Source organism: uncultured Kushneria sp., assembly GCF_947497025.1.
Taxonomy (GTDB): domain Bacteria; phylum Pseudomonadota; class Gammaproteobacteria; order Pseudomonadales; family Halomonadaceae; genus Kushneria.
This window is the reverse complement of sequence record NZ_CANMFC010000007.1, coordinates 144,098-161,689: the sequence shown is the minus strand read 5'-3', so window position 1 is coordinate 161,689 and position 17,592 is coordinate 144,098. Positions and strand designations below refer to the sequence as shown.

The window sequence follows — 17,592 nt, the reverse complement described above, 5'->3', positions numbered from 1 at the left end:
TCCCCTGAAACCACGATACTGGCGCAGCCCCGCTCTCAGACCGGGCGATGCGTGTCCTCAAAGAGCCGGTCGCCCTGCTCGTCAATATAGCGCTCGGCCTTGGTGCGGGTCATGTCGATACAGCTGTCGCGATCGGGCAGGATATCAGAGCGCTCAAAGCGCAGCTCCAGGGGCTCGCCGTTACCCTGAGCCCTGCGAATCAGGCCGCTGACGCGATACTGGCCGCCGGTCGGTGCCGGGGTAATCACGATCTCACAGCCCTTGTATTCAACGGTATCGGCCACCTCACGGCGTGGCTCGTCAGTGGTCGTGGTACTGCTGGAGCCTTTCAGCGCATCGAACAGTCTTTTCAGCATGACCCACTCCTGATGATGGTGGTTCGGCGCGCCACCCGCGCACGGTGTGTCTTTCAGTCTGACACAAAAGAGGCCGCTGAAAAGCGGCCCCTTCGTGACGCGACATCTGTCATTTAGTCGTCAAGACGACCCTTTTTCGCCGCGATACGCAGACGCAATGCGTTGAGCTTGATAAAGCCCTCGGCATCCTTCTGGTCGTAGGCGCCGGCATCGTCTTCAAAGGTGGCGATCGAGGCGTCGAACAGCGAGTCTTCCGATTCCCGGCCGACCACGATGACGTTGCCCTTGTAGAGCTTGAGGCGCACCACGCCGTTGACGCTGCCCTGGGATTGATCGATCGCGGCCTGCAGCATCTTGCGCTCCGGGCTCCACCAGTAGCCGTTGTAGATCAGCTCGGCGTACCTGGGCATCAGCTCGTCTTTCAGGTGGGCGGATTCGCGATCCAGTGTGATCGATTCGATCGCGCGGTGGGCGCGCAGCATGATGGTGCCGCCGGGGGTTTCATAACAGCCACGGGACTTCATGCCCACGTAGCGGTTTTCGACGATATCCAGACGCCCGATGCCGTTTTCACCGCCGACCCTGTTCAGATACGACAGCACGTCATGCGGCTTCATGGTCTGGCCATCGATCGCCACGATGTCGCCACGCTCGAAGGTCAGATCGATATAGGTAGCCTGATCCGGTGCAGCTTCGGGGCTGACGCTCCAGCGCCACATCTCTTCTTCGGCTTCGGTCCAGGGGTCTTCCAGCACGCCGCCTTCATAGGAGATGTGCAGCAGGTTGGCGTCCATCGAATAGGGTGATTTTTTCTTGTTTTTGGCGTAGTCGACCGGAATGTCGTGCTCTTCGCAGTAGTTCATCAACTTTTCGCGCGAATTAAGATCCCACTCACGCCACGGCGCGATGACCCTGACATTGGGCTTGAGCGCGTAGGCGCCCAGCTCGAAGCGCACCTGATCGTTGCCCTTGCCGGTAGCGCCATGGGAGATGGCATCGGCACCGGTCTCGTTGGCAATCTCGATCAGACGGCGAGCGATCAGCGGGCGCGCAATCGAGGTGCCCAGCAGGTATTCGCCTTCATAGACGGTATTGGCACGAAACATCGGGAAGACGTAGTCACGCACAAAGGTTTCGCGCAGGTCTTCAATGTAAATTTCCTTCACACCCAGCGCCTGTGCCTTGGCACGTGCAGGCTCAACCTCTTCCCCCTGACCCAGGTCAGCCGTGAAGGTCACGACCTCACAGTCGTAGGTTTCCTTGAGCCACTTGACGATCACGGAGGTATCAAGCCCCCCGGAATAGGCCAGGACAACCTTTTTTACATCGGACATACCGGCTCCTTAAGGCGTAGTCATGCTTTGTGTGTATCGTGAGTATATCGTCACCGGCTTGCGGCGAACACCGCGTCGCGTGCGATGGATGGGATTGGCAGTGAGCACAATGCTACACTGCGACCCTGCAAACCGAATCCATCTTCCGACCAGAAGGCTTCCTGTGCCGGTCACCATATCTGCGGGCCCTGCCCGGTTATTCACGCTTCCCATTCCCATGGCGTCTTCTGCTGTCTGCAACAGGAGAACATGCGGATGAACGATATTGTCCCGAAACTCATGTCCGGTCGCTTTCGCGGCTATCTGCCCGTAGTGGTCGATCTGGAAACCGGCGGTTTCAACGCACGCACCGATGCGCTGCTTGAAATTGCAGCCGTCACGCTGACCATGGACGAGCAGGGCAATTTATTGCCCGATGAGACCTTTTCGTTTCATATCGAACCGTTTGAGGGTGCCAACGTCGAGCAGTCCGCGCTTGATTTCACCGGCATCCGGCTGGACAGCCCGCTGCGCCAGAATGCAGCGCTCAAGGAGAAGGAGGCACTGGAGGAGATCTTTCGCCCGATTCGCAAGGCGCTCAAGTCTCATCAGTGCAACCGTGCCATTCTGGTGGGCCACAATGCCGCCTTTGATCACGGTTTTCTCAACGCCGCCGTCGAGCGCGCCGGCATCAAGCGTAACCCCTTCCACCCCTTCTCGAGCTTTGATACCGCAACGCTTTCGGGACTGGTCTATGGGCAGACCGTGCTGGCCCGCGCCTGCCGCGCTGCGGGCATACCGTTTGACAGCCAGGAGGCGCATTCAGCGCGCTATGACACCGAACGCACGGCCGATCTTTTCTGCGCCATCGTCAATCGCTTCAAGGATCTGGGCGGCTGGGATCTGGCGCTGCGTGAACAAGGCATGGACGAAGACTGACCAGCGCCGCCTGCTGGATCAGCATCAAAAAACCCGCCTCCGTAGAGGCGGGTTTTTCACGTTCAGGGCGCATCGTTCAGGCAACAGAGCCTGTCTTACGGACCTGTCATACGGGACGGATCAGGCGTTGTCGCCTTCCTGCGGTGCAGTGCTGGCCGCTTCCTTGATCATCGGGGCCAGCTCGCCGTTTTGGTACATCTCGACGATGATGTCACAGCCACCGACCAGCTCGCCATTGATCCAAAGCTGCGGGAACGTGGGCCAGTTGGCATACTTGGGCAGCTCGGCGCGAATGTCCGGGTTATCCAGAATATTGACGAAGGCAAAGCGCTCGCCACAGCCCATCAGCGCCTGTACGGCCTGAGCGGAAAATCCACACTGCGGCATCTGCGGTGAACCCTTCATGTAAAGCAGGATGGTGTTTTCACTGATCTGCTGCTTGATGGTATCGAGTGTTTCGCTCATGTTCAGTCTCCAGGAGAGGGCATCAAGGGCCCATGAATGTCTGGCCTCAGTGTACGCCGACATGGGGGCTAAATCAGCCCGGATCAAGGCATCGCGGTGACAGGAAGTTGCGCACCCCAAAGGCTCTGGTTAGGATGAACGGGGTCGACGGCGAGCAGCAAGGCCCGTCTCACGCCATCGACCATGGCAATATTTCAAAGCGCCGCAAGCTCTCGTGCGGCGCTTTTTCGTTGGTTTTTCCAACAGGGCGCTGCAGCAGGGCATTCCCGTTTTCGAGGATCATGCCGGGTGTGGCGCTCTGCGACGTTTAATTACCGTAACGTTATGCCCACACAGGAGCATCGAGACATGGCCCTTCGCCACTTTCTTACCCTGATGGATCTGTCCCCTCAGGAACTGGCCTATCTCATCGATCGTTCGATCACCATCAAGCGTGAGCTGGCCGACAACGGCCCGGTCTATACGCCGTTGAAAAATCGAACGCTAGCCATGATTTTCGAAAAGTCCTCCACCCGTACCCGCGTCTCCTTTGAAACCGGCATGACACAGTTTGGTGGTCATGCGCTGTTTCTATCGCCGCGCGACAGTCAGCTGGGTCGCGGCGAGCCGGTGGGCGATACCGCTCGCGTGCTCTCGGAGATGGTCGATGCGGTGATGATCCGGACCTTCTCGCACGAAAGCATCGAGTCCTTTGCCGATGCCAGCTCGATTCCGGTCATCAATGCCCTCTCCGATGACTATCACCCCTGCCAGTTGCTGGCCGACATACAGACCTGGACCGAGTGTCGTGGCCCGGTCAAGGGCAAGACCGCCGTCTGGGTGGGCGATGGCAACAACATGTGCCACTCCTGGATCAATGCCGCCCGTCAGTTCGATTTCCATCTGCGCATTGCCTGCCCTAAAGGGTTCGAGCCCGATCAGGACATTCTTGAAGCCGCCGGTTCGCGCGTCGAGATCTACCGTGACCCGCGCACCGCAGTAGAGGGTGCCCACCTGATCACCACCGATGTCTGGGCTTCCATGGGCCAGGAAGAGGAACAGGCAGCGCGCATGACGTCGTTCAAGGGGTTTCAGGTCAATGAGGCCATGCTGGACGCCGCCGATGATGACGTCATGTTCCTGCATTGTCTGCCAGCCCATCGCGGCGAAGAGGTCAGCGAGACTCTGCTGGACGACCCGCGCGCCTTTGTCTGGCAGGAAGCCGGTAATCGCCTCCACGCCCAGAAGGCGCTACTGGAGTTTCTGATGGTCGGTCGCGTCAACTGATGTACTCATTCGACGTCATCGCCAGGGCGATGACGTCGATGCCGTTCTACTCATTTTGCTCCTCGATAGCCTTGCCTTTGGTGGCCATCTCGCTGGTCATCGACAGCTGCATGCCCTCCCACAGTTTCTGAACACTCTCCCGATCAGTGTTCATGCGCCGTCGAAGCTGTTCGTAGTCCGTCAGCAGTGAAATCAGGTCCTGATTGGTACGGATGTTGTCGATCCCCTCCGGTGCCGGCAGAGGCTGTGTCATATAGCGGGGCATGGGCGGCGGCGGCACCATCACCGGCGTCGTCGGCACCGGCGAGCTGGCGCAGCCATTGATGCACCCCGTCAGGCACAGCGTGATCAGCCCATTTCTTTGATGTCTGGTCATCATTGATTATCCTCTCCAGCTGTTGTCGTTTTCCGGCCAGCGCCTTCTGATTCGCCTCGAGTTGCTGCTCGCGATGGGCTCCCACCTCTGCCAGATGCTCGGCATGGGTTTGCCAGGCACGCGCCACCAGCTGCTGGCGCTGCGCGAGCTCATGGGCACTGCGGGCATCTTCCTGAGCGCTGGAAAGCGCCTGTCGCCACTGGTCCAGCCGTTGGGTAAACCCCCACAGGCCGCCGATCAAAAGCACAATGGCGACCAGTGCAATCAGTACGCGGGCAGGGATTCTGCCGCAGAACCCCCAGAGCACGTTCCACATGAACACCTCCTTTTGAGCCTGTTGGTGCAAGACAACCACGCAGGATAACAATTATCCTATATGGATAATTATTGCGCCAAAAAAAGGGGCAGGCAAGTTAAAAACTGTATACGTATACAGACAAACTGCTCTGCTAAATTCCCATCGACAACGGAATGACGAAATGAACACAGGCGATGAGCTGGTCGTGGCGCTTGAAGAGCTGCCTGACAATGCCGACGTTGGCACGCTGTTTCATCTGCGCCTTGCGCGCGACACCGGAGAACGCGTGACCTGTGCGCTGCTGGTCAGAGAGGTCGGGGCCGTGGAAGCGCTGTGCGAAGTGCTTGCCGTTCAGTCATCCGAGCCGCCAGCGCCATGAGCTGATCTCCCCCTGATGACGTGAATCGAACAGGATTAAAGCGGTGGCGCCCGGTGCCGATAAGAGATCCATACGGGCAGCCTGTGCTGCCTGACCAGGGTGCCGACCAGGAGCGACCTATGCTTGCAACCGGAACAAAGGCATGGATTCCCATCGAATTGCTGCCGCCGGATCTTAAGCCGGGCGATGAATGCCACATGATGTCGAGTGTCGTGGCAGGAAAAACGGACAGCGGTGATGTCCACTATTACTACCGGGTCAAAATCACCGGTCTTGTGCCCGAGGCGGCAGAGTGTGTAGTACTTGAGACGCTGTCACCCGAGGCCGCCGAAGCCATCATTGGCTGAGGCGCCACCCGCTGCCGATACAGCGGTGATCCACTCGATGCAGGAGAAACGCCCATGGACATGAGCGTGAATGGCATGGTCAATGCCTCAATGGCACTGCAGCAGCACCAGCTCACCAGCGACATACAGACCAGCGTTTTGAAAAAGTCGCTGGACGGCCAGGCCGATCAGATGGCACAGCTGATGTCGTCGGTCGACACGATGCCAAAGCTTGCCACCGAAGGCATGGTGGGAACACGCATCAACACCACCGCCTGATGGCAGCGGCGACCGTATCCGGGCCGACACGTAAAGGCGCCTCCTGCAAGGGAGGCGCCTTTCCTTTAATGTTTTGCGTGTCCCGACTGCCTGACCACCCTCAGCTCGACGATGTGTCAAGCAGTGCGACGGCCAGACGAACGAAATCCACTGACGAAAGAATGCCGACAAGGTGGCCTTCGGCGTCCAGAACCGGCAGAGCTCCCTGGCGATGCGCCAGAAACTTTTGTCCGGCTTCAACGAGCGGCGTATCGATGGACAGCGTCAGCACTTCCCTCGAGATCACATCATTCAGGGCAATTCGCCCCAGATGATGGCTAAGGCGCCTTGAGCCGAAGTGATCGGCAATCCGCAGCGCCTCCTTCAGAACCACCTTCTGATCAAGTAATCCCACCAGATGGCCCTGCTCATTCAGCACCGGGAGATGGCGTATACGGTGTTCCCGCATCAGTTCGTTGCCATCGTGGAGCGTCTGCTCAAGACGCAGTGTCACGACATCCCGGCTCATGATGTTGGCAACCGTGGCCTGTTCAGTACTGGTCATGTTCATTTGTCCTGCATCAGGTGTGTGCCCGGGTACAAAAGAGCAAAGGCAACTGCCTCATTGCACCGCCGACAGACGTCAGCACCCCATGCCGGGGCGCTATCGCAGAAGGCGCCGCAGCGCGACAGATGTCATGGCGAGCACCTCCTATCCGGTTGTTATCGGCAGCACGCGGCCAACACAGAAGGGGCATGACAGAATTTCATGCGTGAACATGATTTTTGCCTGAATCCGTGAGACCAGCCCCCAGAAATGCTTCTAACCTACTGAACTGCATGGCAATATAGCGAATATCGCCATTCACCCAGACAGTGCCATGCCCAACGTCAAGTTCCGCGCCAGTCGCCGCACCCTCACCAGCCACGCCGGGCTGTCCATCATCGGGCAATGCTTCGAGATCGCTGGCGTCGACAGCATCGACAGCCGCTTCCCCACCACGCTGGGCATGCGCACCAGTGACGTGATCAAGAGCTACCTGGGCCTGCTGTGTCTGGGCATGAGCGACTATGACGCTGTCGAGAACTTCCGCCGCGACAAGCCCTTCCAACAACTGCTGACCCTGCAGAAGGTGCCGAGCGCGGCGACGCTGCGACAGCGGCTGGAGAAACTTGCCGCCAACGACCTGCAGGCGCGCACCGCCACCTGGTCCACGACCCTGCTGTCACTGATCGAAGCACCGATCACCGCCGAGACGACGCACGTCTGCCTGGACATCGACACCTTCGTCATGGACAACAGCAACTCGAAGAAGGAAGGCGTCTCGCGGACCTACCAGAAGGTCGATGGCTACACCCCGATCGCCGCCTATCTGGGCAACGAAGGGTGGTGCCTGGGTCTGGAACTGCGGCCTGGCAAGCAGCACACCATGAAGGAGAGCAACGCCTTCCTGGAGCGGGTACTGCCTCGCGCCCAAGGCCTGACCAAGCAACCGATCCTGTTACGCGAGGACAGCGGCTTCGACAGCCAGGCGCACCTGGCGCTTCTCGAACAGCAGCGCCAGGTCTTTGCCGACGAGGGGCGCCGGCTCGACTATGTCGTCAAATGGAACCCGCGCGGCTCGGCCACGGCGGATCAGGATACCTGGTTGGCTGTGGCGGCGGACTACTGGGAAGAGCTGCGTCCTGGCAAGCGCCAGGCGCTGTGGACGCAGACCGTCTCGATCCACGACGACAACAAGACCGAATACGTCGTCCAACGCGTGATGCGCCTGGTAGAGCGCACCGCCGATCGCGATGGCCAGTTGCTGCTCGAACCGGACTATGAGTTGGAAGGCTGGTGGACCAGCCTGGACGAGGCGCCGGAGGCGGTGATCAAACGCTACCAGGCGCATGCCACCCACGAGCAATTCCACAGTGAGATCAAGACCGATCTCGACCTGGAGCGGCTGCCGTCGGGCAAGTTCGCCACCAACGATCTGATCCTGCACCTCGCCCAGCTGGCCTACAACATCCTGCGGCTGATGGGGCAGCTGGGCATGACCGGCGAGCTGAGCCCGGTGCGCCATCCCGCCAAGCGGCGCCGGATCCGCACCGTGCTACAAGAGCTGGTGCATCGTGCGGCGCTCGTGATTCACAAGGCGCGGCAGATCATCCTCGACTTCGGGCAGGACATCGGACGCATGACGGTGTTGAACACCTTGCGAAGCCGCCTGCGCTATCCCCGAGGCACGCCATGCTGATCGTCTGTCGGACAAAGGCACCACGCAGAGAGCTGACGGTCATCGGCAGCCAGTATCAGCGTGCCCGGCGGGTAGAAATGCCTGTCAAAATGGGCTGCTCTCGTCGGTCAGCGTCGCCATGGTTGGTCCTCCCCGGTATGCGTTCAGCGGTTGAGACGGAATCGGCGGTCAGAAAATGCTCGCTGGCGGTGATAGGGGAAGTGTCGGCGCTGGCTTCACGGAATCAGGTTTTGGTCAAGGGACGTCGGGAGGACCGACGGATACCGGATAGATAAAGGCGGAAAGGAGAGCCGGGCAAAAGCTCAATCAAGAAATGAACGTACGCGCCTTCCTGTTCCTGCCGGACACTGGCAGAAGAAGGAGGCAAAAAACAGACACAAAAAAGCCGCTTCAGCGAGGCTGTAAGCGGCTTTTTTGATGATGTCGTTGGTGGAGCCTAGCGGGATCGAACCGCTGACCTCAACACTGCCAGTGTTGCGCTCTCCCAGCTGAGCTAAGGCCCCGAACCGGTGCGTAATTTACGACACCTGAACGTTTGCGTCAACTCTCTTTTTATCGTCCCGCGAATATCAACGGGTCATGGGCTGTCATGAGCTTACAGACATGCCGCTGGATAGCCACGGTCTTTTCAGGGATATCTGTTAAAATGAAGGCACTATCACTTGCGGAGGCCATCATGAACGATGAGGTGATCACGGCGTTCGATCCACGCCAGTTTCTCAAAACGGTCACCGAATCACCGGGCGTCTATCGCATGCTCGATGAACACGAGAATGTCCTCTATGTCGGCAAGGCCAAGCGTCTCAAGGCGCGACTATCAAGCTATTTCCGCAACACGGGGCTCAATGCCAAGACTCAGGCCCTGGTCAGCCGCATCCGGGACATTCAGGTGACCGTGACCCGCAGCGAAACCGAGGCGCTGCTGCTGGAGCAGACGCTGATCAAGCAGCAGCGTCCGCCCTATAACATTCTGCTGCGCGATGACAAATCCTATCCATACATCTTTGCCAGCGACCGTCACCCCTACCCTGCACTGGAGCTTCGCCGCGTACGTCAAAAGCGCGGCGACGGCCGCTACTTTGGCCCCTTCACAAGCTCCGGCGCCGTGCGTGAAAGCCTGTCGCTGATGCAGAAGATATTTCGCATCCGAAACTGTGAGGATTCGGTCTTTGCCCATCGCAGTCGTCCCTGCCTGCAGTATCAGATCGACCGCTGCACGGCGCCGTGTGTGGGCTACATCACTCAGGAAGACTATCAGCGCGATCTCAACCATGCGCTGATGTGTATGGAAGGCAAGAGTGATCAGGTCACCCAAAAGCTCTACGCCGACATGGAAGCGGCGGCGAAGGCGCTTCAGTTCGAGCAGGCCGCTTTCCTGCGCGACCAGGTACAGCAACTGCGTCGCCTGCAGAGTCAGCAGTCGGTGGACACTGCCGGCGGTGACGCCGATGTCTTTGCGCTCGCCGAACGCCCGGGCGGGCTCTGCGTTAGCGTGCTGATCATTCGCCAGGGACGAGTGCTCGGCTCGCGCCACCACATGCCCGATAATGGCCTGGACCTGAGCCCCGAGGCGCTGTTGAGCAGCTTTGTCAGCCAATACTACCTGGGTCAGAGCAATGAAATGCCGCCAGAGGTGCTGACCTCCCATGCCGTGGAGGATCATGAGATTTTGCAGGATGCGCTCTCCGAGCATGCCGAGCGCCGAGTGCGCATTGCCCACCAGGTGCGCGGCCACCGTGCCCAGTGGCTGGAGCTTGCCAGCACCAATGCCGACCAGCACCTGGCCACGAAACTGGCCAGCCGTCAGCAGCTCAACGGTCGCTTCAAGGCGCTGGCCCAGGCACTGGATCTGGAAGAGGTCCCGCAACGGCTGGAGTGTTTTGACATCAGCCACAGCAGCGGCGAAGCCACGGTCGCCTCCTGCGTGGTGTTTGACCACAGTGGCCCGATCAAGTCGGACTACCGGCGCTTCAACATCGAGGGTGTGGCGGCCGGCGATGACTACGCCGCCATGCGCCAGGCCCTGACAAGACGCTACAAGCGCATTCAAAGCGGTGAGGTGCCAAGGCCTGACATCCTGATCGTGGATGGTGGCAAGGGCCAGCTCAACATGGCCCGAGAGGTGTTCGAGGAACAGGGCGTTTTTGACATCGTATTGCTGGGCGTGGCCAAGGGCACCACGCGCAAACCGGGCCTTGAAACGCTGTTTATCGACACCGTCGAACGCAGCCTGACGCTGGAAAGTGCTTCTGGTGCCCTGCACCTGATCCAGCACATTCGCGACGAAGCCCACCGCTTTGCCATCACCGGACACCGACAACAGCGTGACAAGGCGCGACGCTCGTCTACCCTTCAGGAGATTCCCGGCATCGGCCCCAAAAGACGCCGGGAACTACTGCGCCATTTCGGTGGCCTGCAGGGCATTCGTAACGCCTCCCGGGATGATCTCGCCCGTGTTCCCGGCATCAATGCACAACTTGCTACACAGATTCATCAGGCACTGCATGGCTGACAGCGCGCTCAGGCGTTAGAATCGACCATTCTTGCAGGTATGTTTCACCCCCCGGTCAGGACCGATAGTGCCATGAGCATCCCCAATATCTTGACGCTGACGAGAATTTTTCTCATACCGCTTTTGGTCATCGTATTCTACCTGACGACCGGCTGGAGCAATCCACTGGCCGCCCTGCTGTTCACCATTGCCTCCGTCACTGACTGGTTCGATGGCTACCTGGCGCGCCGCTGGAACCAGAGCACTCCCTTTGGCGCCTTTCTGGACCCGGTCGCCGACAAGCTGATGGTGGCCGTGGCGCTGGGTGTGCTCATCGAGTTCTACAGTGATGTGATCCTGACGCTGCCGGCGCTGGTGATTATCGGTCGCGAGATCGTGATTTCGGCACTGCGGGAGTGGATGGCGGAACTTGGCAAGCGTGCCAGTGTGTCGGTGTCCAGCATCGGCAAGTACAAGACCGCCTTTCAAATGATCTCGATCATCCTGCTGCTTGGCTTTGCTCCTGGAACGCTTTTGGCGCAGGCAGGCTTTTTGCTGCTGTATCTGGCTGCAATCCTGACGCTTTGGTCGATGTACAAGTATCTGCGCGCTGCCTGGCCGGAACTGACGCGCTCGATGTGAGCGTAACGTGTGACTCAGGTGCGATTTTTACCGGGTTTTGTTTGACAGGTTTCTGTCGCATCGGTATATTTCGCACCCGTTGAGCGGGAATAGCTCAGTGGTAGAGCATCGCCTTGCCAAGGCGAGGGTCGGGAGTTCGAATCTCCTTTCCCGCTCCATCCCTTACGGTATCAACGGACAGGTCAATGAGTAACGCCATCTCGTTTTCCGTACCGTTTTGAGGCTGGATGGCAGAGTGGTTATGCAGCGGACTGCAACTCCGTGTACGCCGGTTCGATTCCGACTCCAGCCTCCATCTCCCTTCTGCCTGACTCCCGGCTACATTAGATGGCCTCAAGCAGATTAGCCGTCGACTCCTCGCCCGGATGGCGGAACAGGTAGACGCAAGGGACTTAAAATCCCTCGACCGCAAGGTCGTGCCGGTTCGATTCCGGCTCCGGGCACCAATCATTTCAGTACGACTTCCCTGCCTTTTTTGGGTATCCGGATTAAGTGGTTGATGGGCCTTCCAGCCCCATCCAACCCTTAGTCCTTCCAGAAGGTTGATAGATCGACACCGAAGTTCTTCTCAGGCTCGGGGAGTCCCATGTTGTAGGTCATGGTGGCTCTGCCCAGAAACGGGGATTCCTTGACTTGTGGCGCCTTCTTCTTGTGCTTGGTGGTATAGAGCATCCGGGCTCGCATTACCTCGAACGAATAGCCCCGGCCATCACGGTTTTTGTCCTTGGCTAGGCGGTTTATCGACTACGTGAAAGCGTTGGTGATCGGGATGTCGGTCTCAAAGTAGGTCAGCATCTCTTCACGCCAGCCACTGACGGCGCTGACGAGATCCTTCCAAACCTCCTTCTGCCCCTGAGGGATGTTGTCAATCCAGGTGGCGAGAGCCTGTTCGGCACCACGCCGATTGGTACAGTCCCAGATATGGTAGAAGCGCTCCTTGTGCTCGTAAGCCGCCAAGAGCTGGGGGGAATGCTCCTGTCCAGGTCTCCATGATGAGCCGTTCGCGGTCTGAAACGTCGTGAGCGCGCTTCAGCAGGATTTTCCGGTCACCTTTGAGGGTCCGGCGCTGATTGGGCTTCAACTCCTTCCTTAGGCCTTTGCGGATCTTCTCTAAGGCCTCGTTGGCCATGCGCACGACGTGGAACTTATCGACCACGATACGGGCCTGTGGCAGCACCGTCTGGAAGGCGCGGCGGTAGGGCTTCCACATGTCCATGCTGACGATCTCGACCTGGTGGCGGTTGGCCATGCTCATGAGGCGTCTTGTCACCCTCTCTTGCTGACGACCGGGTAGCAGGTCCAGCAGGGTGCGCTCTTCCAGATTGGTTAGGATGCAGCAGAGCCCTTGGCAGCAGTCGTGCATCAGGAACGTACAGCTGGCTCATGAAGGCGTGCCGCCTTATCAAGGCCCAGGACGCGCCTATTCCGGAAGTCAAGCATGCGATAGCGAAGACGCTAGGCGATTCAGCGGCGGCGGCTGCCTGGTTGATGTCGTATTTCCGCCCAAATAAAGAGGGCGATACCGAGGAAGATCCATACGTCCGCTAGGTTGAACGATGGCCAGTGCCACTGGGCATAGTGAAAATCGAGAAAATCCTCTACGTAGCCTAACCGCAAGCGATCTGCGACATTGCCCAACGCGCCGCCGAGGATCGCACTGAGGGCGAGCCGATAACTCAGTACGCGTGGTGAACGCCAAAGCCAGTACACCAGTAATATCGAGATAACCAGGGCCAGTCCGATGAAAAGCGGCTGCTGCCAACCGCCGACATCCGCGAGAAAGCTGAAGGCCGCCCCCGTATTGTGGCGGTGGACCCAATTGAAGAAGGGTGCGGCAGGCACGCTTTCACCATGCGCTAGCATGGTGCTGGCAAGGTACTTGCTCGCCTGATCGACAAACAGTAACAGGAGCGAGAGCCACAGCCAGCGCATCGCCTTTCCCGGCTCGTGGGCTTTCTCTGCGAGCCGACTGCCATAAGTAGACATATCCCCTTCCTCCTGACCCAATCTAGAATTTGCTCGCTGCTAAATAACAAGCGTCATGTACCCAACCGATGATGCCGACGAATTCGACGGAGCAGGAGCAGGCCGAGTCCGAGTGCGGTCAGGCCAAGGACAGGCCAATCCCGCCAGCGCACATAAGGGGGCGCGCCAGTTCGCGGTGTCACTTCGGCGCTGAGGGTGGCCACTTCGAACTGCGGAGCACGCTTGAGCACTTTGCCCTCATGATTGATGGCTGCTGTGATACCGGTGTTCGTGGCTCGAAGAAGGTCACGTCCGGTTTCGATGGCACGCATGCGTGCCATCTGGAAATGCTGGAGGGGGCCGAGCGAGCTGCCGAACCAGGCATCGTTGCTGACATTCACCAGTAACTGCGCTTCGGGCAGAAGCTCAGTGACTTCGGCACCAAAGACCGCCTCGTAGCAGATGAGTGCCCCTACGGGCACCCCTGCTGCATTCAGGACGTGCGCTTCCCGTCCCGGTGTGAAGTCGGACATGGGCGCCCCGAGCACGTCGAGGGCCGACCCCAAAAGATCCCGAAACGGAACATATTCACCGAAGGGCACCAGGTGGCGTTTGTAGTAGAAGCCTGAGGGATCGGAGAGGCTTACCACGGCGTTGTAGGTACGGCCCTCCGCCTCGCGTACCGGGACGCCAATCATTAACGATGTGCCTGCCTGATCGGCTAACGCCTCAAGCTCAGCAAGATATGCTTTGGCCTGGTCATGCCACATCGGGATTGCCGCTTCTGGCCAGATCACGATATCGGCTCCGAGATGCTGCGCGGTAAGCGCCTGATAGCGCTCAAGTGTGATGTCCCGGTATCTCGGGTCCCATTTCTTGTCTTGCGCGATGTTTCCTTGCAAGAGGACGACATCGATCGGGTCAGCGGCTGGCTGCGTCCATTCACGATCCAGCAGTTGCAAGCCGGCGAGGGTAGCGACTAACACGGCACCGACTACCGCAGCACGGCGCAGGCTTGGCCCCTGGACAACCCAGGCAAGCCCGCCAGCGAGAAGTGCCACCAGTAAACTCACGCCAAGCACGCCAAAGACGGGAGCGATAGTGGCAAGTGTGGTGTCGGTCTGGCTGTAGCCAATGAAGAGCCAGGGAAAGCCGGTCAAGAACCAGGTGCGCATCCATTCACTCAGCACCCATGCCGCAGGTAGCCCTAGCCAGAGTGCCATTGCATCCATCTCAGGGCGCAGGCAGCGCACGAGGTACGCGACGCCCCATGGAAAGAGGGCGAGCAGCGAGACAAAGGCCGCCGTGACTAACACCGCCACCACGGGGCCATTGCCGTACTGGCTAATGCTGATAAAGACCCAGGAGACACCCACGCCGAAGTAGCCAAGGCCAAAGAGGTAGGCCGACCACAGCGCCTGACGCCTTGAAGACTGCGCGGTCAGGACAAAAAATGTTGCCAGAGCGATCACCGCAAGCCATGCCCAGCCCACAGGGGCAAAGGCAAGCGGCATGGCGCCTCCAGCAAGTAGAGCCATCCCCCCTGTCAGAAGCGGCTTATAGCGCACGCCCGTGTATAGGCTAGAGGGTAGCGCGCACTTATCACCCAATGCTCTCTCGCCTCCGAATCCAGGATCAACCCTGTGGCTCATGCTTTCTTGCTCCGCTTAATCAAGCTGCGTCAATTCATTCGGCCGGCTGGCCAGGGTGGCAAAGTGAATGTTTCTGGACTCGACTAGGTGCGCCGTAAGCTGGGAGCTGCTTCGTATTCGGCCAGCACGACAGTGGCTGTGTTGGGGAGCAGTACGTTAGCTTTGCGATACCACCCCTTCCAAGCCCGCTGATACCAGAACGAACAGGACGAAGCCGCCTATGAAAGCCAGCGGTGAGATGTGCGTATCGTCACCGCTCTCGTGAGCCTCGGAGACCATATCTTCGATGGCAGCGACCGTGAGAAGGCCTGCCGTGAACGTCAGTGCCGCTAGCTTAAATGCCTCCGGCTGGTTCCTGAGTACGAAGTAAGCAAAGACGGCTGCCGAGAGCACAGGAATCGCGAAGGAAGCAGAGAGCAGTATCCGCTTGCTACGAGGGATTCCTTTATCTTTCATGGTGGCGATCGTCGCAAAGCCCTCAGGAACATCGGCGAGAACCTGACCCGCCGCCAGGATTATCGCGACCGACGGTGAGACCGCCGACCCCGCCCCGATCAGGAGGCCATCGCTGAACAGGTCGATGGATACGGCGATATAGATCATCCAGACACTCGTCTGACCGCCTTCTCCCTGCTGGCCTTGTCGCTTCTGGAGACTCTCAACGAGCTTCTCGATACCTACGTAAGCAATGCCGCCCAGCGCGAAAGCGAGGGCGATTACCCAGGCTGAGAGGTTCTCTAGCACGCGCGGCATGATTTCAACCGCCACCACCGCAATGACGAGGCCGGCAGCGCCGTGAAGGGCGTAATTGAGACGGCGCCCGGTAGTTCGGGAGGCCTCCGCAGCGAGCCCACCACTAAAATTGCCTAAGGCGGGCAACAGCGCCAGGCCGAGTACCAGCCAGATACTATCCATCATCTTCCTTCCTTGGTTGATTCCTAGATACGCTACCTTGCTGGCTCCGAGCCTTCGCGCTATATGCTGTCGTTCAGGCCTAGCGCGCTTGTACAGCCACTTCGATCAAGTGTCCCAGGCATCGATAGCTGCGTACCGTGCAGCCTCACCCCTTGAGCGCCAGGATGCGCCGAGCGCCGTTGAGGACGATCAGGCCCACGATGGTACCGATAATCAGGTCAGGGTAGCTGGACCCCGTCCAGGCGACCAAGGCACCGGCGGCGATGACGCCCATGTTGATCACCACATCATTGGCCGAGAATATCCAGCTTGCCTTCATATGCGCGCCGCCTTCGCGGTGCTTGGATATCAACAGCAGGCAACCGGTATTGGCGATCAACGCGACGAAGGCGATCGCCATCATCATCAGCGATTCAGGCTCACTACCGAAAACAAAGCGTCGCACCACCTCGACGAGTACGCCGATAGCCAAAATCAGTTGCAGTACCCCTGCCAGATGCGCGGCACGTACCTGCATTTTCGCACTGTGCCCTACGGCATAGAGAGCCAGGCCATAGACGGCTGCATCGGCAAACATATCCAGGGAATCAGCGATCAGGCCGGTAGACTGGGCGATCAGGCCAGCAGTCATTTCCACCACGAACATGATCGCATTGATACCGAGCAACACGCGCAGAGTGCCTGACTCCTGCGTAGCAGAGACTGCCGAGCTCTCAGCGGCCTTGATCGTCTCTGGGTCGGCAATGACGGTTTCCTGAAGAGAGGCGCCTAGCCCCAAGGTCGCCAGTTTCGCGGTAATGGGCTCAGCCTCGCCGTCATGCACGACCTCCAATCGGCGGTTCGACAAGTCGAAGGACAGCGTTCGAATCTCATCAAAGCCGTTCAGCGCCAAGCGGATCATCCGCTCTTCTGAGGGGCAATCCATCTTCGGCACGGCATACACGCTGACCCACTCCCCTGACGCTTCGGAGGGGACCGGCATATCAGTGTCCGATGCAGGCGTTGCATCGCAGCCACATGGGCCACCACAGGCTTTACTCACGATACGGCTCCAATTGACCGAAAGAGATTGCTAGTATTGAAAACCATATAGCCACCATAAGGTCAATGGGACAGATGATTCGTTGAGGAGAAAGCCTGATGCGCATTGGTCAGTTAGCACAGATAGCGGGTGTCGACCCCCAGACGATCCGCTTCTACGAGCAGCGGGGCCTGTTGCCATTGCCAGACCGGCAGGAGAATGGTTACCGTATCTACACGAAGCGGCATATCGAGCAGCTTGCCTTTATCCGTCGCTGCCGAATCCTGGACCTGTCACTGGCAGAGATTCGCGAGCTACAGAGCTATCAGGACGGCCCTCACCAGCCTTGTACCGCCGTCAACGCCATGCTCGATGACCACATCTCTCATGTGCGGTCGCAGATAACCGCACTGCAGACGCTTGAGAAACAGCTCGTTGCCCTGAGGGCGAGTTGCAATGATGGACGAGAAATCAGTGCCTGCGGCATCCTGGCGGGTATCAGCGAGGAGAGCAAACAACAACTATGTAGGGCTGGCTCAGGCAATAAGCGCTGAGCAGAGACACGCCGGACCTTGCAGCGACATTGTGAATGCATGGTGTGTTGGTCGCGGCGACTCATTGCGCTTCTCGGCATGCGAGCTTGGGTTACTGCTGCAACCGCAGTATCGCCCTGTCAGACGTTTCGCT

At 59.0% G+C, this 17,592-nt stretch carries 18 protein-coding genes, 4 tRNA genes and 1 pseudogene; 12 read left to right on the top strand and 11 right to left on the bottom strand.

The features are described 5' to 3' along the window. Positions 1 to 35: 35 nt before the first annotated feature. The gene (locus Q0931_RS14025; RefSeq protein ID WP_299261328.1) at positions 36 to 356 is read right to left on the bottom strand and encodes an HlyU family transcriptional regulator; all 321 of its coding nucleotides are present in this window, start codon (positions 354 to 356) and stop codon (positions 36 to 38) included. A gap of 113 nt (positions 357 to 469) precedes the next feature. Further along, positions 470 to 1,690, bottom strand: coding sequence for an argininosuccinate synthase (locus Q0931_RS14020; protein ID WP_299261326.1), 1,221 nt, complete (start codon positions 1,688 to 1,690; stop codon positions 470 to 472). 255 nt (positions 1,691 to 1,945) lie between these two features. Here Q0931_RS14020 and rnt point away from each other — a divergent pair, with 255 nt between their 5' ends. Beyond that, on the top strand, positions 1,946 to 2,608 hold the full coding sequence (gene rnt, locus Q0931_RS14015) for a ribonuclease T (RefSeq protein ID WP_299261324.1): 663 nt from the start codon (positions 1,946 to 1,948) through the stop codon (positions 2,606 to 2,608). 120 nt (positions 2,609 to 2,728) lie between these two features. On the opposite strand, the gene grxD is transcribed toward rnt, so the two are convergent. Next, entirely contained in the window at positions 2,729 to 3,073 is a 345-nt protein-coding gene (gene grxD / locus Q0931_RS14010; protein WP_299261322.1) for a Grx4 family monothiol glutaredoxin, read from the bottom strand. Positions 3,074 to 3,421: 348 nt separating this feature from the next. Here grxD and argF point away from each other — a divergent pair, with 348 nt between their 5' ends. Next, complete coding sequence (gene argF, locus Q0931_RS14005; protein ID WP_299261320.1) at positions 3,422 to 4,339, top strand: ornithine carbamoyltransferase; 918 nt, start codon at positions 3,422 to 3,424, stop codon at positions 4,337 to 4,339. Positions 4,340 to 4,482: 143 nt separating this feature from the next. Here argF and Q0931_RS14000 read toward each other — a convergent pair whose 3' ends face one another. Next, positions 4,483 to 5,031 carry a hypothetical protein gene (locus Q0931_RS14000; RefSeq protein WP_299261318.1) on the bottom strand — a complete coding sequence of 183 codons (549 nt, stop codon included), beginning with the start codon at positions 5,029 to 5,031 and terminating at the stop codon, positions 4,483 to 4,485. Positions 5,032 to 5,194: 163 nt separating this feature from the next. Here Q0931_RS14000 and Q0931_RS13995 point away from each other — a divergent pair, with 163 nt between their 5' ends. The 3 genes from Q0931_RS13995 to Q0931_RS13985 all read left to right on the top strand — a co-directional run bounded on the left by Q0931_RS13995 (position 5,195) and on the right by Q0931_RS13985 (position 5,997). Next, positions 5,195 to 5,392, top strand: a complete 198-nt coding sequence (locus tag Q0931_RS13995; RefSeq protein ID WP_299261316.1) for a hypothetical protein — start codon at positions 5,195 to 5,197, stop codon at positions 5,390 to 5,392. Positions 5,393 to 5,511: 119 nt separating this feature from the next. Next, positions 5,512 to 5,739, top strand: coding sequence for a hypothetical protein (locus tag Q0931_RS13990; protein WP_299261314.1), 228 nt, complete (start codon positions 5,512 to 5,514; stop codon positions 5,737 to 5,739). A gap of 54 nt (positions 5,740 to 5,793) precedes the next feature. Continuing rightward, a complete protein-coding gene (locus tag Q0931_RS13985) occupies positions 5,794 to 5,997 on the top strand; it encodes a putative motility protein (RefSeq protein WP_299261312.1) in 204 nt (67 codons plus the stop codon). A 100-nt stretch (positions 5,998 to 6,097) separates the two neighbouring features. Here Q0931_RS13985 and Q0931_RS13980 read toward each other — a convergent pair whose 3' ends face one another. After that, positions 6,098 to 6,541 carry a CBS domain-containing protein gene (locus Q0931_RS13980; protein WP_299261310.1) on the bottom strand — a complete coding sequence of 148 codons (444 nt, stop codon included), beginning with the start codon at positions 6,539 to 6,541 and terminating at the stop codon, positions 6,098 to 6,100. A 316-nt stretch (positions 6,542 to 6,857) separates the two neighbouring features. Between Q0931_RS13980 and Q0931_RS13975 the strand changes: the two genes are divergently transcribed. Beyond that, entirely contained in the window at positions 6,858 to 8,219 is a 1,362-nt protein-coding gene (locus tag Q0931_RS13975) for an IS1380 family transposase (RefSeq protein ID WP_040244555.1), read from the top strand. Between the two features lie 427 nt (positions 8,220 to 8,646). On the opposite strand, the gene Q0931_RS13970 is transcribed toward Q0931_RS13975, so the two are convergent. Beyond that, positions 8,647 to 8,722: transfer RNA gene (locus tag Q0931_RS13970), tRNA-Ala, on the bottom strand. Positions 8,723 to 8,895: 173 nt separating this feature from the next. Here Q0931_RS13970 and uvrC point away from each other — a divergent pair. From uvrC to Q0931_RS13945, 5 genes are all read left to right on the top strand, one after another. After that, on the top strand, positions 8,896 to 10,731 hold the full coding sequence (gene uvrC, locus Q0931_RS13965; RefSeq protein WP_299261305.1) for an excinuclease ABC subunit UvrC: 1,836 nt from the start codon (positions 8,896 to 8,898) through the stop codon (positions 10,729 to 10,731). Between the two features lie 72 nt (positions 10,732 to 10,803). Further along, positions 10,804 to 11,352, top strand: coding sequence for a CDP-diacylglycerol--glycerol-3-phosphate 3-phosphatidyltransferase (pgsA, locus tag Q0931_RS13960; protein WP_108842711.1), 549 nt, complete (start codon positions 10,804 to 10,806; stop codon positions 11,350 to 11,352). A gap of 83 nt (positions 11,353 to 11,435) precedes the next feature. Further along, a tRNA-Gly gene (locus Q0931_RS13955) sits at positions 11,436 to 11,510 on the top strand. A gap of 63 nt (positions 11,511 to 11,573) precedes the next feature. Next, a tRNA-Cys gene (locus Q0931_RS13950) sits at positions 11,574 to 11,647 on the top strand. A 64-nt stretch (positions 11,648 to 11,711) separates the two neighbouring features. Further along, a tRNA-Leu gene (locus Q0931_RS13945) sits at positions 11,712 to 11,798 on the top strand. 79 nt (positions 11,799 to 11,877) lie between these two features. Here the strand turns inward: Q0931_RS13945 and Q0931_RS13940 are convergent. The 5 genes and pseudogenes from Q0931_RS13940 to Q0931_RS13920 form a co-directional block, all read right to left on the bottom strand. Next, positions 11,878 to 12,688: pseudogene (locus tag Q0931_RS13940) on the bottom strand (ISL3 family transposase); the annotation flags it as partial. A 128-nt stretch (positions 12,689 to 12,816) separates the two neighbouring features. Next, positions 12,817 to 13,338 (bottom strand): signal peptidase II, encoded by a 522-nt coding sequence (gene lspA, locus Q0931_RS13935; protein WP_299261302.1) that lies wholly within the window; start codon positions 13,336 to 13,338, stop codon positions 12,817 to 12,819. Positions 13,339 to 13,391: 53 nt separating this feature from the next. After that, entirely contained in the window at positions 13,392 to 14,831 is a 1,440-nt protein-coding gene (lnt, locus tag Q0931_RS13930) for an apolipoprotein N-acyltransferase (protein WP_009686176.1), read from the bottom strand. Positions 14,832 to 15,125: 294 nt separating this feature from the next. Further along, entirely contained in the window at positions 15,126 to 15,887 is a 762-nt protein-coding gene (locus tag Q0931_RS13925) for a ZIP family metal transporter (protein ID WP_009686175.1), read from the bottom strand. A 142-nt stretch (positions 15,888 to 16,029) separates the two neighbouring features. Continuing rightward, positions 16,030 to 16,926 (bottom strand): cation transporter, encoded by an 897-nt coding sequence (locus Q0931_RS13920; RefSeq protein WP_299261299.1) that lies wholly within the window; start codon positions 16,924 to 16,926, stop codon positions 16,030 to 16,032. A 98-nt stretch (positions 16,927 to 17,024) separates the two neighbouring features. Here Q0931_RS13920 and cadR point away from each other — a divergent pair, with 98 nt between their 5' ends. After that, positions 17,025 to 17,459 carry a Cd(II)/Pb(II)-responsive transcriptional regulator gene (gene cadR, locus Q0931_RS13915; protein WP_152478302.1) on the top strand — a complete coding sequence of 145 codons (435 nt, stop codon included), beginning with the start codon at positions 17,025 to 17,027 and terminating at the stop codon, positions 17,457 to 17,459. The last annotated feature ends 133 nt before the right edge of the window (positions 17,460 to 17,592 follow it).

Coding starts and splice junctions, on each gene's coding strand:
- Q0931_RS14025 (WP_299261328.1), bottom strand. CDS start 356: ATGCTGAAAAGACTGTTCGATGCGCTGAAAGGCTCCAGCAGTACCACG.
- Q0931_RS14020 (WP_299261326.1), bottom strand. CDS start 1,690: ATGTCCGATGTAAAAAAGGTTGTCCTGGCCTATTCCGGGGGGCTTGAT.
- rnt (WP_299261324.1), top strand. CDS start 1,946: ATGAACGATATTGTCCCGAAACTCATGTCCGGTCGCTTTCGCGGCTAT.
- grxD (WP_299261322.1), bottom strand. CDS start 3,073: ATGAGCGAAACACTCGATACCATCAAGCAGCAGATCAGTGAAAACACC.
- argF (WP_299261320.1), top strand. CDS start 3,422: ATGGCCCTTCGCCACTTTCTTACCCTGATGGATCTGTCCCCTCAGGAA.
- Q0931_RS14000 (WP_299261318.1), bottom strand. CDS start 5,031: ATGTGGAACGTGCTCTGGGGGTTCTGCGGCAGAATCCCTGCCCGCGTA.
- Q0931_RS13995 (WP_299261316.1), top strand. CDS start 5,195: ATGAACACAGGCGATGAGCTGGTCGTGGCGCTTGAAGAGCTGCCTGAC.
- Q0931_RS13990 (WP_299261314.1), top strand. CDS start 5,512: ATGCTTGCAACCGGAACAAAGGCATGGATTCCCATCGAATTGCTGCCG.
- Q0931_RS13985 (WP_299261312.1), top strand. CDS start 5,794: ATGGACATGAGCGTGAATGGCATGGTCAATGCCTCAATGGCACTGCAG.
- Q0931_RS13980 (WP_299261310.1), bottom strand. CDS start 6,541: ATGACCAGTACTGAACAGGCCACGGTTGCCAACATCATGAGCCGGGAT.
- Q0931_RS13975 (WP_040244555.1), top strand. CDS start 6,858: ATGCCCAACGTCAAGTTCCGCGCCAGTCGCCGCACCCTCACCAGCCAC.
- uvrC (WP_299261305.1), top strand. CDS start 8,896: ATGAACGATGAGGTGATCACGGCGTTCGATCCACGCCAGTTTCTCAAA.
- pgsA (WP_108842711.1), top strand. CDS start 10,804: ATGAGCATCCCCAATATCTTGACGCTGACGAGAATTTTTCTCATACCG.
- lspA (WP_299261302.1), bottom strand. CDS start 13,338: ATGTCTACTTATGGCAGTCGGCTCGCAGAGAAAGCCCACGAGCCGGGA.
- lnt (WP_009686176.1), bottom strand. CDS start 14,831: ATGCCGCTTGCCTTTGCCCCTGTGGGCTGGGCATGGCTTGCGGTGATC.
- Q0931_RS13925 (WP_009686175.1), bottom strand. CDS start 15,887: ATGATGGATAGTATCTGGCTGGTACTCGGCCTGGCGCTGTTGCCCGCC.
- cadR (WP_152478302.1), top strand. CDS start 17,025: ATGCGCATTGGTCAGTTAGCACAGATAGCGGGTGTCGACCCCCAGACG.